Below are 13,292 nucleotides of genomic sequence, written 5' to 3'. Positions count from 1 at the left end.
GGGCATGGGCGAGAAGTCGGTTCTGCTGGTCGAGGACGAGGATGGCATCGCGCTGGCGCTGGAATTCCTGATCTCGCGGCAGGGCTACGACACCCGCCGCGTGACCGATGGCGATGCCGCGCTGAGGGCGATGGAGGAGGACCGCCCCGATCTGGTGGTGCTCGACGTGATGCTGCCCGAACGCTCGGGCTACGAGGTCTGCCAGATCATGCGGCAGAACGAGGGCCTGAAACATGTTAAGGTCCTGATGATGACGGCGCGCGGTGGAGAGGTCGAGCGGCGCAAGGGGCTGGCGCTGGGTGCGGATGCGTTCCTGAGGAAACCCTTCGCGACTGCGGATCTGACGGCCCAGATCCGCGCGTTGCTGGGGGAAGACATGGATGCATGAGCGACTGAATGAGCGACTGGGGCTGAGACTTCGTTTCGCGCTGTTCTTCGCGGCGCTGGCACTGGGCGGCATGGCGGTGCTGGTGCTGGGGCTCTGGTTCGGCCATGCCCGCGCGGGCGGTCCGGCCGACGGCTATGTGATCGCGGGGATGGTGGCGGGCTGCGGGCTGCTGGGGCTTGCGGCCTGGATCGGGCTTTTGTTCGACGCGAATGTGGTGCGGCCGATCCAGGCGCTGGCCGCCGATCTGCAGACCCGGGCCCGGGTCGATGTCGCGGCCGATATCGACGAGGCGCCCGCGCGCTATCTGGGCGCGCTCGCCCCCGCCGCCAATGCGATCCATGACGCGCTGGCCGCCACCCGCGAGGCCCAGGACCGGGCCGTGGCCGAGCGGACCGCCGCGCTGAACCGCGAAAAGGCGATGTTCGAGGCGCTGTTGCGCGATCTGGCCGAAGGGGTGGTCGTGGCCACGCCCGATCACCGGGTCATGCTGTATAACCGCGCCGCGCTCGGGCTTCTGGGCGATCTGGGGCTCGACCGGCCGCTGACCGCCCTTCTAAGGCCCGAGCCGCTGACCCATGCGCTCGACCGGATGGGGGCGCGGGCCGCCCGCGGCGAGGTCGAGGCGGAACGGTTCCTGGCCGCCACCGCCAGCGGCGAGCGCTTCCTGATGGCGCGGGTCAGCCCGGTCGCGGTCGCGGGCCAGCGCGCGGGCTATGTGCTGATCTTCCACGATGCGACCGAGGACCTCGAGGCGCATGCCGAGCTCGACCATCTGTTCAACACCATGCTCGAGGGGATAAGGCGGCCGACCGCCGCCATCGGTGCGCTGTCCGATGCCATCGAAGCCGATCCCGAGATGGCTGACGAGATGCGCGCGGCCTTCTTTGCCCGGCTCCGCGGCGAACAGGCGATGCTGGTCGACCGGATGAACCAGCTCGCCGACCGCTACGGCACCGCCACCACCCGGCGCTGGCCGATGCCCGCCGTCGCCTCGGACGACATCTTTGATGCGCTGACCGCGCGGCTGCCCGGCGATCTGCGTTTCGAGGGGGCGCGCCAGTTCATCCGCTGCGACGGCTTCGCGATTTCCGAGCTTCTGGCCCGAGTGATCGAGGGGCTGCGCACCGATGGCCGGCGCGACGGTTTCGTCCTGCGCGCTGTGCCCGAGGCTCGCGAGGTCTGCCTTGAGTTGCACTGGCGCGGTCCGCCGGTCGGCGACGGGCAGATTGACCGCTGGCTCTTGGCGCCGCTCTCGGCGGGCTATGGCGAATATCTCGGCCGCGACGCGCTCGAGAGCCATGGCACCGAGCTTTGGGCCGAGCCGACCGAGACCGGCCACCGTCTGCTGCTGCCGCTGACCGCTGCCACGGCACCGCTGCTGACGCCGGCCGATCCGCGTCCGGAATTCTACGACTTCTCGCTGCCGCCGCCCGCCGCAGGCGCGCTGGCCGACCGGCCGCTCGCCGAGCTGCGCTTCGTCGTCTTCGACACCGAGACCACCGGCCTTGCGCCGCGGCAGGGCGACGAGATCGTGCAGATCGCCGGGGTCCGGATCGTCAATGGCCGCATCCTGCGCGGCGAGGTCTTCGACAGCCTGGTCAATCCGGGGCGGCATATTCCGGCGGCCTCGACGGCGGTTCATGGCATCGACGACGCGATGGTGCGGGGCGGGCCCGACGTGGTCGCGGCGGGGCGGCGGTTTCACGCCTTTTGCGAGGGGGCTGTTCTGGTCGCCCATAACGCCGCCTTCGACATGACCTTCCTGAAGATGAAGGAGGACCGGCTGGGGCTTCGCTTCGACCATCCGGTGTTGTGCACCGTGCTTCTGTCGGCGGCGCTCTATCCGCATGCCGAGGATCATACCCTCGATGCGCTGGCGGCCCGTTTCGGGGTGCGGCTCGAGGCCCGGAACCGCCATACCGCGCTGGGCGATGCGATGGCGACGGCCGAGGTGTTCCGCCAGATGCTGGGAATGCTGGAGGTTGCGGGGGTGCGGACGCTGGGCGAGGCGATGGCGCGGTCCAACGAGATGCACCGCCTCCGCCGGGCCCAGAGCTACTGACCGGGCAGGCCCCGCCCCTCGATCACCGCCCGGAAGAAGGCCTCGCGCCTGGGATACAGCACGCTCTGGGCGTAATGCTTGGCGGCATGGTCGCGGGCCCGCCCGCCCATGGCGCGCGCGGCGGCAGGCCCGGCCAGGATGGCGGCGATGCCGCGTGCGATCTCGCCCGGAGTCTCGAAATCGACGAAGCGGGCGGCATCGGGCGGCACCAGTTCGCGCACCGGCGCGGTATCCGACACCACCAGCGGGCAGCCGGCGGCCATCGCGTCGAGCAGCGACCAGGAGGGCACGAAGGGCCGGGTCAGGTAGACATGCGCGTCCGAGCGGCGCAGGAGCGCCCGGTAGCGGCCGGGCGGCAGAAGCCCGGTGAAATGAAGCCGCCCCCTGTCGAAGTCATGCGCGGCCAGGGCGCGGGTCTTCCAGCTGTCGCCCTCGGGCAGGCGCCTGCCGTAATGCACCTTGTCCTCGCCCGCGATGACCGCATGCACCTTTTCATCCCCGGCCTGCAGCCGGGCCAGATCGGCCATGAACCCGGGAAAGCCGCGCATCGGCTCCATGCCCCGCGTGGCATAGGTGACCAGAGTCGCGGCCTCGGGCAGGCCATCGAGCGTGAAGGGCGGTTCGTCGGCGGGCGGATGGATCAGCGCCTCGACATCGACCCCGTCATGGAGCACGGTCGCGCGTGCCGCGAGCCAGTCGGGCAACTGGTCGCGCTGGAATTCGGTCGGGACCAGGATCGCGTCGGCCGCCTGCAGGTCCAGCAGGAAGGGCAGGTTGCGGCAGAGCGTGGCGGCATGGCGATCCTCGACCGCCTCGCCGGTTTCGGCCTCCATGTCGACGGGCGGGTAATTGTACCACCATTCGAGATAGGGCACGAAGCGGGCCTCTGGCCAGACCACCCGCGCGAAGCTGCCCGAGCCCCAGCCCGAATGCGCGACCACCAGATCGGGCTGAAAGCCCTGCCGGCGCAGGCGGATCGCGGCCCGGGCCAGGCCCTGCCCGTTCAGAACCGCGCGTTCGGTCCCGTGCAGGTAGCGATGCGTGTCCGGGGCGACGTCGCGGTGCCGGGCATAGCCCATCACCCGGAGCCCGGTTTCGGCAAGCCGCACCAGCCGGTCGCGGGGAAAGGCCTCGGCGGCGGTGGCGAAGACCACGTTCCAGCCCCGCGTGGCCAGATAGCCGGCGATGCCGCCGAACTGGGCCGGGAAATTCTCATGCGCGAAAAGGACCGATGGCATCGGCCCGAGCTTCGGTCAGCGATGCGGCAAAGTCCAGCGCGGAGGGAAGCCCCGATCTTCGGGCCCGGCGTTGCGGACCGTAGGGTCGGTGCGCTCCGTGCGGGACGGCCACGAGGCCACCGGGCAGCCGGTGCGGATGCGGGCCGGGACGCTGTCTATGCCCGCCGCTCGGCCGGGCGCGAAGGTGCTGCCCGGCAGATGTGGGAAGAGCTTCCGTCGCCCGGCGGTCCCGTCGTGCCCGACGGTATTGGCGGTTCTCAGGAGGAGAGGTCGACCGAGATCGAGCGCAGGGCGCGCTTGATCGCGCTGCGGTCCGCATCGGGAAGCGTGCAGACCAGAAGCGCGATCTTTCGGATCGGGTCGAGTTCCAGCGCGTCCCGGCCCGCATCGGTCAGCGAGATGATCGTGCTGCGGGCGTCTCGCGGATGGCTGCGCTGGCGCACCAGGCCGCGGTCGCGCATGGTCCTGACCGCCCGGCTGACCGGCGCATGGGTCAGGCCGAGAAAGCCCGTGATCAGGGTCAGCGTGCAGCGGTCCTCGGCGCAGCGGTCGAGATAGCGCAGGATCGACCATTGCAGCGGCTGGATCTCGCTCGAGTTTTTCGTCTCATAGGCCCCGCGCACGATCCGTTCCATCAGAACGGCCGCAGCGAAGTCGCTTATGGCGAAGGCGTCCAGCTGTCCCCCGGTCATCTCGGGTCCGGCTGATGGCGACGAATCCCGCGACGTTCCCATCCCGCTTTCAAACTGAGAATAGCCCCCTTGCTGAGATCCGACGCTGCCCGGCAGGGAGGGCTTCGTCAATATGCCAGCCCGAACCCTGCCCCGTGACGCTGCGCCGTTTTGACCGCGGGCGCGGCGCGGAGGCGCTGTCCGACCGCCCGAGACCGGATCGCGACCCGCCCCTGCTGCATTGCCGCCGCCGGTTCCGCCTGTTGTCGAGGGCGCCGCACTGCGCAGGACGGGGCGCTCACGACTGCTCAGGCGTCGCTGTCGAGCAGCAGCCGGTCGGCGGCCAGGAGCGCGCTGCCCAGATCGGCGGCGCGTTCGTCGGCGGGGATCTGGCGGGCCAGTTCGGGATTGGTCGAGAGGATCGTTCCGCAGAGCATCACCCGGAGTTTCGGGAGCGCGGTCCGGAGCTCGGCCAGCAACTGGATCAGCGGCGTCGCCGAGCGGCGGCTGGAGGCGGACAGGCCCAGCAGCGGCACCTGCGACCGGGTGAGATCGGCGACCAGCCGGTCCGGCGTCTCGGACAGCGACAGATCGATTTCCCAGCCCCGTTCACGGAAGGCGTCGGCGGCGACGATCACGCCAAAGGTGTGCGTCTCGGTCTCGGGCGTGGCGAAGATCGCGCGCCGTATCAGGCCGCGCGGGCGGGGGCCGGCTTCGGCGCGGAGCTCTCGCAACAGACGCTGCAGGCGGCCGACCGCCTGACCGACCTCGATGAAGCTGACCTCGTCACTTTCCCAGCGCCGCCCCATCAGCCGCGCGGCCTCGGGCAGCAGGCCCTCGGCTATCCAGGCCTTGTCGCGCCTCCGGGCGATATGGTCGTCGATTATCCCGCGCGCCTGTTCGAGGCTGCCGGTCGCGAGTGCGGCGCACAGCGCCTCGATCTCGGCGGGCGTGGGCGGCTCGGGCAGGGGCGCCTGTCGGGCGGGCAGGCGCGCGACGCGCATCAGCGCCTCCTGGGCGATGGAGCGCAGACTGGCTTCGGGCAGGGGGCCGCAGATCACGTTGCCGATCGGCACGGGAAAGGATTCGGCCGGCTGGCGCTGGTCGGAGTCCATGGAATTCTCCCTGATCGTCCCGGTATGTGATCTCGGAAGATCGCGTCTCGGTTGTTATTAGTCTTTGTTAAAGTCAACGACAATGGAGGCAGTTGCGTCAATGAGAAACTTAGCCATGAGGGGCAGTTGGCGGTTTCGGACCGTGCATCTCCGGCCTTACTGACAGCGCGGCGCAAGATGCGGCCCGGCCTTTGCCGCGACGCGGCGGCGCGCTATTGTCGCCTCGCAGGGTGCAGGGACAAGAGGCGGGGCAGGCGAAGAGAATGAGTGGATTACTGGCACTGCTCGACGATGTGGCGGCGATCGCCAAGGTGGCCTCGGCATCGGTCGACGACGTGGTGGGACAGGCGGTGAAGGCGTCGTCCAAGGCGGCAGGGGCGGTGATCGACGATGCGGCGGTGACGCCGAAATACCTTCGCGGGTTCAGTCCGGCGCGGGAATTGCCCATCGTCTGGAGCATCGCCCGCGGGTCGCTGTTCAACAAGCTGGTGATTCTGCTTCCGCTCGCGCTGCTGCTGTCGCAATTCGCGCCCTGGGCGATCGCGCCGCTATTGATGCTGGGCGGCTGTTATCTGTGCTTCGAGGGAGTCGAGAAGGTGCTGCATGCGCTGGGCCCGCATGAGGCACATGCAGAGGCCGGGTCCGACCTGCCGCTCTCGGCGGCGCGCCTGGAAGAGGCCAAGGTCAGGGGGGCGATCAAGACCGATTTCATCCTCTCGGCCGAGATCATGACGATCATACTGGCGGCGATGCCCGAGCACATGACCCTGTGGATGGAGGCCGGGGCGATGGCGCTGGCGGGGGCGCTGATCACCGTCGTGGTCTATGGCGCGGTCGGGCTGATCGTGAAGGCCGACGATATCGGGCTGGCGATGGCCGAGAAGGGCCGGCTGGCCGCGACCCGCAGCCTGGGCGTGGGCATCGTGCGGGCGATGCCGAAGGTGATGACGCTGCTGCTGGTGGTGGGCACGGCGGCGATGATCTGGGTCGGGGGCTCGATCCTGGTCCATGGCGCGCATCAGCTGGGCTGGCACATGCCGCAGGAGCTGATCCACCACGTCGCCGTCGCGGCGGCCTCGGTGCTGTCGCTTGGCGGCGCCGTCGAATGGACGGTGACGGCGGCGCTGGACGGTGTGGTCGGGATTGTCGTCGGGCTGGTGCTGGTCCCTGTCATCCAGCATGCGATCCTGCCGGCGGCAGGGCTTTTCTTCCGGAAGGGATAGGCGCGGGGACCGGGATGCGCGCCTGCACGCCCCGGTCCGGTCCGGTCGCTCAGGCCGAAGCCAGCGCGCCAAAGATAGCGTCGCTGTGCTTGTCCAGGTAGATCCGCAGCCAGGGCGTGTAGACGCCCTCGGTCTCGCGGGCCTCGCGCGCCAGATCGTCCAGCGCGATCCAGCGGGCATCCATTACCTCGTCAGGGTTCAGATCCCATGTCAGCTCCGGCCCCGCTTCGGCGATGAAGATGTCGACCAGCTCATGCTCGATCAGCCCGTTTCCGACCTCGGCGCGGTATTCGACCTGCTCGCGGAACTCGAGCGTCAGGCCGGTGATGCCCAGCTCTTCGGCCAGCCGCCGGTTGGCGCAGGTCTTGGAGTCCTCGTCCCAGCGCGGATGTGTGCAGCAGGTATTCGCCCAGAAGCCGGGCGTGTGATACTTGCCCAGCGCCCGGCGCTGGATCAGCACGCGGTCGCCATCCATCACGAAGACCGAGATCGCCTTGTGGCGGAGGCCCTTCTGGTGGGCCTCCAGCTTCTCGACGGGGGTCAGCTCGCCGTTCACCCAGGCCGGGATCATTTCGCTCATGTGTATTGCGGCGAGACGAGGCCCGTCAGGTGGGCGACGTTCTTGATGCCGATCTTGATATGGGCAAGCGGGCGTTTCCTGGTCAGCTTCTTGTTCATGTAGGATTCGAAGGTCAGCGTCTGCACGTCCACGTCGTGGCAGAGCGACACGAAGCGTTCGCGCCGTTCGTCGCTGTGGTAATAGGCGTCCTGCATCGCCTGCAGCGCCTTGTAGGTGTTCTTGTGGTCCTTCATGAACATCTGCCGGGCAAGCTTCAGATCCGAGGCCCGGCCCGAGGCCAGCGCCGCCGAGACCGCCGCGGCGCCGACGCGCCCGCCATACATCGCGTAATAGATGCCCTCGCCCGAGCTGGGCGCCACGGTGCCCGCGGCATCGCCCACCACCACGACATCGCGGCCATTGTCCCACTTGTCCATCGGACGAAGCGGGATCGGCGCGCCTTCCTTGCGGATCGTCTCGGCCTGATCGAGCCCCGCCATCCTGCGCAGATCGGCGGTGGCCTGTTTCAGATCGAAGCCGTCGACCCCGGTGCCCATGCCGACCGAGCAGGTATGCCCGTGCGGGAAGACCCAGCCGTAGAAATCGGGGCTGATCCGGCCGTCATAGATCACGTCGCAGCGGTTGGGGGCGTAGTTGCCCACCGCCATCGGCGCGTCGATGATCTCGTGATAGGCGATCACATAGGGGATCTTGTCGCCGCCGGGCACCTCGGCGCGGGCGACGTCCGAGCGCGCTCCGTCGGCGCCGATGACGAATTTCGTCTGGAGCCTGACCTCTTCCTTCGATTGCTTGTCGCGGAAGACGAGGAAGGTCTTTTCCTCTTCGCGCTCGATCCGGAGGAAGGTGCCGGTAAAGCGGGTGGCGCCGGCGCGTTCGGCGCGGGCGCGCAGGAACGGGTCGAAATCCTTGCGGTCGACCATGCCGACGAAACCGTTCTCGATCGGGATGTCGACGAAACGGCCCGAGGGCGAGATCATCCGCGCGGTGTCTATCTTGGCCACGAGCTGTTCGTCGGCGATGTTGAAATCGCGCATCAGCCGCGGCGGGATCGCGCCGCCGCAGGGCTTGATGCGGCCCTCGCGGTCCAGCAGCGCGACTTTCTTGCCCGAACGGGCGAGGTCCTCGGCGGCCGTAGCCCCGGCGGGGCCGCCTCCGACGACAACAACGTCATAGATCATCTTGTCTTACTCCCCTGGCACAAGACCTGAATTTTCCGTTGTGGGTCGATGTCCATCCATGATCCTCAGGGCCATTGCAGCAGCGGCCAGGAAGAGGATCGCTTCGGTCAGGAACACCACGCCAAAAGCGGGTGCGTCGTCCATGATCTGGCGCAAACCGTCGGCGGCAGCGGCGCCGATGAGGCCGCCGAAGCCCGCGGCGATGGCCTGCGCTGCGCCCCAGAGCCCCATCCGCGTGCCCTCGCGCCCGTCGCGGCCCTCTCCCGCAAGCGCCATCATCGCGCCGATGGCGGCGACGGTGAAGATGCCGTTGAAGAAGCCCATCAGCACCACGGCCGGCGTCAGCGGCAGATGCGGGCCGAAATGTCCGAGTGCCGCGATGCTGGCCAGCGCCACGGCCGAGCCGAGACAGCCGAGGATCACCCAGCTTCGCAGGGCCCAGATCCGCAGGACCGAGCTGCCGATGCCGACCACGACCATGCCGAGGAAGATGCCGCCATGCTGGGCGCCCGACAGCGAGGTCGACTGGCCCGGCGTGAATTCGAAGACGAGGCCCGAGAAGGGCTCGAGAATGAGTTCCTGCATGAAATAGGCGACCATCGACAGGAACACGAACAGCGTGAAGATGCGGGCGCGGGGCTCGGCCCAGACCTCGCCGATGCCCTTCCAGAACGGCATCTCGTCGGGCTCACGATGGGTGACGACGCGCTTCTCGATGCCCCAGACCGCCAGCGTCGTGAGAACGACCGCGCCCAGGGTGACCACGGTCACGATTTCCAGCAGGAGCGCAGGCGTATAGGGGTCGAGGAAAGCGCCGATCAGACTGGCGGTGATGCCGATGCCCGCGATCATCATCAGCCAGGTGATGGTGGCGGCGGCGGCGCGCCGCTCGGGCGCGGTGGCGGTGGCCAGGAGCGCCAGCAGCGAGGTGCCGCAGGCTGCGACGCCGATGCCGATCAGCGCATAGGCGAGGATCGAAAGCGCAAGCCCCGGCCCATAGTGGTTTTCCATCACCACGACGCCGGTCGCGGCGAGATAGCCACCCAGCGCCAGGATGATCATGCCCAGAATGATGAAGCGGGTGCGCTGGCCGCGCGTGTCCGACAGGAAGCCCCAGCTCGGCCGGGTGATCTGGATCGCGTAATGGAGCGCCACCAGAAGCCCCGGCAGCACCGCCGGAAGCGCCAGCTCGACCACCATCAGCCGGTTCAGGGTGGAGGAGGTCAGCACCACCACCGAGCCCAGGCACATCTGCACCAAGCCCAGCCGGACGATCTGCAGCCAGCTCAGCGTCATCACGCGCCTCCGAGCGAGCGGATCGCGAAGGCCGAGATCATCATGCCGGACACATACAGCACGACGCCGACGCCGTTATACCAGGGCGCCTTGCCCTTGGGGTCCTTCATCATCACCGACATCGCCCAGAACTGCACCAGCAACACGGCGGTCACGCCCGCCGCGTGGAACGGCCGGTCCCACAGGACCAGTAGCGCGATCACCACCGCCTGCGGCACCGCCATCACTACCGAGGCGACCCAGGCGGCCTTTTCCGGGCCCATGGTGACGGGCAGCGAGTTCACGCCCATCTGGCGGTCGCCTTCCAGCGCCTTGAAATCGTTCAGCGTCATGATGCCATGGGCGCCGATGCCGTAAAGCAGCGCGATCACGACCACATAGATCGAGGGCGCGCCCGCCGACAGCACCGCCGCGCCGGTGAACCAGGGCAGCGTTTCATAGGAGATGCCCACGAGCCCGGGCCCCCACCAGCCCGATTTCTTCAGCCGGACCGGTTCGGCTGAATAGGCCCAGGCCGCGGCAACGCCGAGTATGGTGGCGACAAAGCCCCAGGGGCCAAGCTGCCAGCCGATCACCAGCGCCAGAAGCGACATGATGCAGGCGATGTAGAAGCCCCAGCGGCCCGGAATGCGGCCCGAGGGGATCGGGCGATAGGGCTCGTTGATCGCGTCGACATGCCGGTCGCACCAGTCATTCGCCGCCTGGCTCATGCCGCAGACGACGGGGCCCGCCAGCACGATGCCCAGCAGCACGAGGCCCGGCTTCGACAGCGGCGACACCCCCGAGGACACGGTTCCGCAGAGATAGGCCCACATCGGGGGAAACCACGTGATCGGCTTGATCAGCGTCACCATGGCGGCGGGTTCCGGCAGGCGCCGGTTCGGCATGTTGGAAATGTCGGTCATGTCGTCTTGCAGGCTCTCCTGGCCCGGCGCAGCGGGCACGTCTTCCTTCCCCCGGGGGCGGCGTCAGTGATCGCCCCCGTCTCTGTTCAACAGCCCGTATTTCCGGAGCTTCACGTAAAGGCTCTGCCGCGAGAGCCCCAGCATTTCGGCGGCGGCGACGCGGTTGTTGCGCGTCAGCTCGACGGCGGTCTCGATGCACATCTTCTCGACCACATCGGTGGTCTCGGCGACGATGTCCTTGAGGTTGGCCGAGCCCACCAGTTCCATCACCGAGCGCATCGCGTCATCCGAGACGGCGACGCCGGGCTTGCGCACGCTCTCCATGCGGCTGGCATCGCGGATCACGAAGACGATGCAGGGGCTGGCCTGCTCCTTGAGATAGGTGGCCGAGATCTCGACCGAGACCTGGGTGCCGTATTCGCCCGACAGCTTGGTGGCGAACATCCGCATCTGACCGCTGCGGGTGGCGTTTTCCACCAGCACCCTCAGATCGACGCTGCCGCGCACCAGGTAGTCGCCAAGCGAGCGGCCCTTGACCGCGCCCGCATGGGGCGCGTCGGCCAGCCCGAGGAAGCTGTCATTGGCCGCGAGAATCACGCCCTGCGGGTCGGTGAAGACCAGCGCGTCGACGCCCTGACGGTAGAAGGCCAGGAGCGTCTCGCCCATCTCGCCGCCATTCGGCTCGGATTCTTCGGCGGGATCGAGCCGGCACAGGATCAGCGGTTCGCCCGCGGCGCGGAAGGCGATCGGATGCAGCTGGATCCGGATCCGGCTGCGGCGGGTCTCTAGCGCGATCGGATGCGCTTCGGGCGACATCGTCGCGCGGGTCAGCGCCTCGAGGAATTCGGCGCGGCGCCGGCCCTCGAATTCCTGGGCGAAGGCATTGCCGATCAGCTCGGTCCGCTCGACATCCAGAAGATCGCAGGCCACGGGATTGGCATCGACCACCCGGCCCGACCTGGTGCCGATGAAGACGAAGGCGTCGCGGGTGGCTTCGGTGAGAACGCGGTAGCGGGTGTCATATTCGCGCTGGGTCTCGTAATCGCGTTCGAGCGCCATCTGCGCCTCGATGAGCTGCATCTGCATCTCGGCGATGGGGCGCAGGTCGCGGCCCAGCATCAGAAGCGTGCTGCCGTCGGGCCCGATGGCATGGAAGGAATAGCGCACCGGAAAGGACCAGCCCTCGCCATCGGCATGGTTCAGTTCGACCGGCCTGGCGATGTCGCCCCCCTGTGCGAACAGCTCGAGCCGCGCCTCGAGCTTGGGACGGCTGTCCGGGGTCAGAACGTCGCGGATGTCGCGGCCGTCCCAGTGATCGATCCGGCCATGAGCGTGATGGTCCTTGTTGACCATCACCGACAGGATCCGGCCCTCGGGCGAGATCACGAGCGCGATATCGCTGGCCGTGGCGATGATCTCGCCCAGCATCTCGGGCGCGATCAGGGGAATCGCGCCGCTGTTCCAGTATTTGCTGCCCCTTGACGTCACGCGTCCATATACGGCCGGTCCGGCCGCCTCCCCGTCACTGGTCCTGTCCTGTCCGCGCGGCGCCCGGCGCCCGCAGAGCCCCTGTCCGGCAGAGGCGAAGCGCTTCATGCGCATCCGACGTCACGGCATCCGCCCCGGTCAGGGCACAGATATCATCGGCCCCGTCGGCGACCCGGCCGCCGATCACGACAGGGACCTCGTTGCCCAGAACCCGGTGCAGGGCAGAGACAAGCCGACGCGCCGAATCGAGCTTTTGACGACAGGATACCGAAATCGCAACCAGATCGAACTTCCGTGCCATGGCTTTTTGCAGGATTTCCTCCTCGGTCTGGCCGAGCGCGAGGCAGACCGAGGCGCCCATCCGCCGCATCTGGTTCGCGGCGGTCATGCCGCCGAGCGTGTGATATTCCTCATGCGGCACGATCATCAGCACATTGGGCGCGTCGGAGGCGGCCAGCATGTCGGCGGCATTGGCCGCGCCCAGCTCGCGCAGCATCGCCTGCAACCGGGCTGCGCCGATGGTGACATCGGCAAAGCTGAGGTCGTCGCTGAGCCAGCGCTCGCCCAGTTCGCGGGCCGCGGCGGGGATATAGCCGTCGATGATGGCAGTGGGGGGAGTGCCGCGGCGCCGGAGCGTGGCCAGAGACCGGGTTCCGATCGAGCGGTCGCCGCCCAGCAGGTCGGCGCAGAACTCGGCCAGCAGCGCGGGGTCGAGCGCCGCGTCCCCGCTGCCGGAGCGATGCGCCAGCGCCGAGAGCACCTGGGCCGCCAGGGTCTCGACATCGCCGTGGCGCGCTGTCTGCGGACCTGCCTGGGCGCGCGGTGCTATCGACTTCTGAGGTTCAGCCATGACAGGGCCCCCGGCCAGCGCGGGCCCGGCGGATTCGAGAAGACCGCGCCGCGGCGGGGCTCCGGGACTGTCCAGCGTTGTCAAAGTCAATTGACACTTGTTTGCCCTCATGGCCGGAGGAATCAAGGAGGCGCAGGTAAGTCCTATGAAATATATTGACTTTTCAGGCCTGCACCAAGCCCTTTACATCCCTTGGATCGAGATCAGTGTAAACGGAGAGAGTGTAAATTACAATTGACACTTTCTGCGTCGCAGGTCTAACTTGAGGCCCAAGCCACCGTCTGTCAGGGAGTCGGAG

Annotated in this window: 12 protein-coding genes; 3 read left to right on the top strand and 9 right to left on the bottom strand. The window is 68.2% G+C overall.

Translation table 11 applies throughout. The features are described 5' to 3' along the window. Nucleotides 1-4 precede the first annotated feature (4 nt). Together ACK8CO_RS07345 and ACK8CO_RS07340 are read left to right on the top strand one after the other, a co-directional pair. Nucleotides 5-388: a response regulator transcription factor gene (locus ACK8CO_RS07345; RefSeq protein WP_080615103.1), complete on the top strand. Its 384-nt coding sequence runs from the start codon at nt 5-7 to the stop codon at nt 386-388. Further along, on the top strand, nt 381-2,450 hold the full coding sequence (locus ACK8CO_RS07340; protein WP_414898690.1) for an exonuclease domain-containing protein: 2,070 nt from the start codon (nt 381-383) through the stop codon (nt 2,448-2,450). Before ACK8CO_RS07345 ends, ACK8CO_RS07340 begins: the two co-directional genes overlap by 8 nt. On the opposite strand, the gene ACK8CO_RS07335 is transcribed toward ACK8CO_RS07340, so the two are convergent. The 3 genes from ACK8CO_RS07335 to ACK8CO_RS07325 all read right to left on the bottom strand — a co-directional run bounded on the left by ACK8CO_RS07335 (nt 2,444) and on the right by ACK8CO_RS07325 (nt 5,474). Then, on the bottom strand, nt 2,444-3,688 hold the full coding sequence (locus tag ACK8CO_RS07335; RefSeq protein ID WP_414898689.1) for a glycosyltransferase: 1,245 nt from the start codon (nt 3,686-3,688) through the stop codon (nt 2,444-2,446). The two genes, ACK8CO_RS07340 and ACK8CO_RS07335, sit on opposite strands and share 7 nt — an antisense overlap. A 257-nt stretch (nt 3,689-3,945) precedes the next feature. After that, complete coding sequence (locus tag ACK8CO_RS07330; RefSeq protein WP_414898688.1) at nt 3,946-4,380, bottom strand: MarR family winged helix-turn-helix transcriptional regulator; 435 nt, start codon at nt 4,378-4,380, stop codon at nt 3,946-3,948. A gap of 287 nt (nt 4,381-4,667) precedes the next feature. After that, entirely contained in the window at nt 4,668-5,474 is an 807-nt protein-coding gene (locus ACK8CO_RS07325) for a B12-binding domain-containing protein (protein WP_414898687.1), read from the bottom strand. A gap of 263 nt (nt 5,475-5,737) precedes the next feature. Between ACK8CO_RS07325 and ACK8CO_RS07320 the strand changes: the two genes are divergently transcribed. Next, nucleotides 5,738-6,697 carry a DUF808 domain-containing protein gene (locus ACK8CO_RS07320; protein WP_080615108.1) on the top strand — a complete coding sequence of 320 codons (960 nt, stop codon included), beginning with the start codon at nt 5,738-5,740 and terminating at the stop codon, nt 6,695-6,697. Nucleotides 6,698-6,746: 49 nt separating this feature from the next. Here ACK8CO_RS07320 and idi read toward each other — a convergent pair whose 3' ends face one another. From idi to ACK8CO_RS07290, 6 genes are all read right to left on the bottom strand, one after another. Continuing rightward, complete coding sequence (idi, locus tag ACK8CO_RS07315; protein ID WP_414898686.1) at nt 6,747-7,277, bottom strand: isopentenyl-diphosphate Delta-isomerase; 531 nt, start codon at nt 7,275-7,277, stop codon at nt 6,747-6,749. After that, nucleotides 7,274-8,455: a geranylgeranyl diphosphate reductase gene (locus tag ACK8CO_RS07310; RefSeq protein WP_080615110.1), complete on the bottom strand. Its 1,182-nt coding sequence runs from the start codon at nt 8,453-8,455 to the stop codon at nt 7,274-7,276. Before ACK8CO_RS07310 ends, idi begins: the two co-directional genes overlap by 4 nt. A gap of 6 nt (nt 8,456-8,461) precedes the next feature. Continuing rightward, entirely contained in the window at nt 8,462-9,751 is a 1,290-nt protein-coding gene (locus ACK8CO_RS07305) for a BCD family MFS transporter (RefSeq protein ID WP_414898685.1), read from the bottom strand. After that, nucleotides 9,751-10,656 carry a chlorophyll synthase ChlG gene (gene chlG, locus ACK8CO_RS07300; RefSeq protein ID WP_080617921.1) on the bottom strand — a complete coding sequence of 302 codons (906 nt, stop codon included), beginning with the start codon at nt 10,654-10,656 and terminating at the stop codon, nt 9,751-9,753. The genes ACK8CO_RS07305 and chlG overlap by 1 nt, the downstream gene beginning before the upstream one ends. A gap of 63 nt (nt 10,657-10,719) precedes the next feature. Further along, entirely contained in the window at nt 10,720-12,144 is a 1,425-nt protein-coding gene (ppsR, locus tag ACK8CO_RS07295) for a transcriptional regulator PpsR (protein WP_414898684.1), read from the bottom strand. A gap of 34 nt (nt 12,145-12,178) precedes the next feature. Continuing rightward, nucleotides 12,179-12,994 (bottom strand): B12-binding domain-containing protein, encoded by an 816-nt coding sequence (locus ACK8CO_RS07290; protein WP_196774322.1) that lies wholly within the window; start codon nt 12,992-12,994, stop codon nt 12,179-12,181. Nucleotides 12,995-13,292: the final 298 nt, after the last annotated feature.

The organism is Rhodovulum sp. HP10 (assembly GCF_047553435.1).
Classification (GTDB): Bacteria; Pseudomonadota; Alphaproteobacteria; order Rhodobacterales; family Rhodobacteraceae; genus Rhodovulum.
This window is presented reverse-complemented; position numbering and strand designations above follow the sequence as displayed.

Coding starts and splice junctions, on each gene's coding strand:
- ACK8CO_RS07345 (WP_080615103.1), top strand. CDS start 5: ATGGGCGAGAAGTCGGTTCTGCTGGTCGAGGACGAGGATGGCATCGCG.
- ACK8CO_RS07340 (WP_414898690.1), top strand. CDS start 381: ATGCATGAGCGACTGAATGAGCGACTGGGGCTGAGACTTCGTTTCGCG.
- ACK8CO_RS07335 (WP_414898689.1), bottom strand. CDS start 3,688: ATGCCATCGGTCCTTTTCGCGCATGAGAATTTCCCGGCCCAGTTCGGC.
- ACK8CO_RS07330 (WP_414898688.1), bottom strand. CDS start 4,380: ATGACCGGGGGACAGCTGGACGCCTTCGCCATAAGCGACTTCGCTGCG.
- ACK8CO_RS07325 (WP_414898687.1), bottom strand. CDS start 5,474: ATGGACTCCGACCAGCGCCAGCCGGCCGAATCCTTTCCCGTGCCGATC.
- ACK8CO_RS07320 (WP_080615108.1), top strand. CDS start 5,738: ATGAGTGGATTACTGGCACTGCTCGACGATGTGGCGGCGATCGCCAAG.
- idi (WP_414898686.1), bottom strand. CDS start 7,277: ATGAGCGAAATGATCCCGGCCTGGGTGAACGGCGAGCTGACCCCCGTC.
- ACK8CO_RS07310 (WP_080615110.1), bottom strand. CDS start 8,455: ATGATCTATGACGTTGTTGTCGTCGGAGGCGGCCCCGCCGGGGCTACG.
- ACK8CO_RS07305 (WP_414898685.1), bottom strand. CDS start 9,751: ATGACGCTGAGCTGGCTGCAGATCGTCCGGCTGGGCTTGGTGCAGATG.
- chlG (WP_080617921.1), bottom strand. CDS start 10,656: ATGACCGACATTTCCAACATGCCGAACCGGCGCCTGCCGGAACCCGCC.
- ACK8CO_RS07290 (WP_196774322.1), bottom strand. CDS start 12,994: ATGGCTGAACCTCAGAAGTCGATAGCACCGCGCGCCCAGGCAGGTCCG.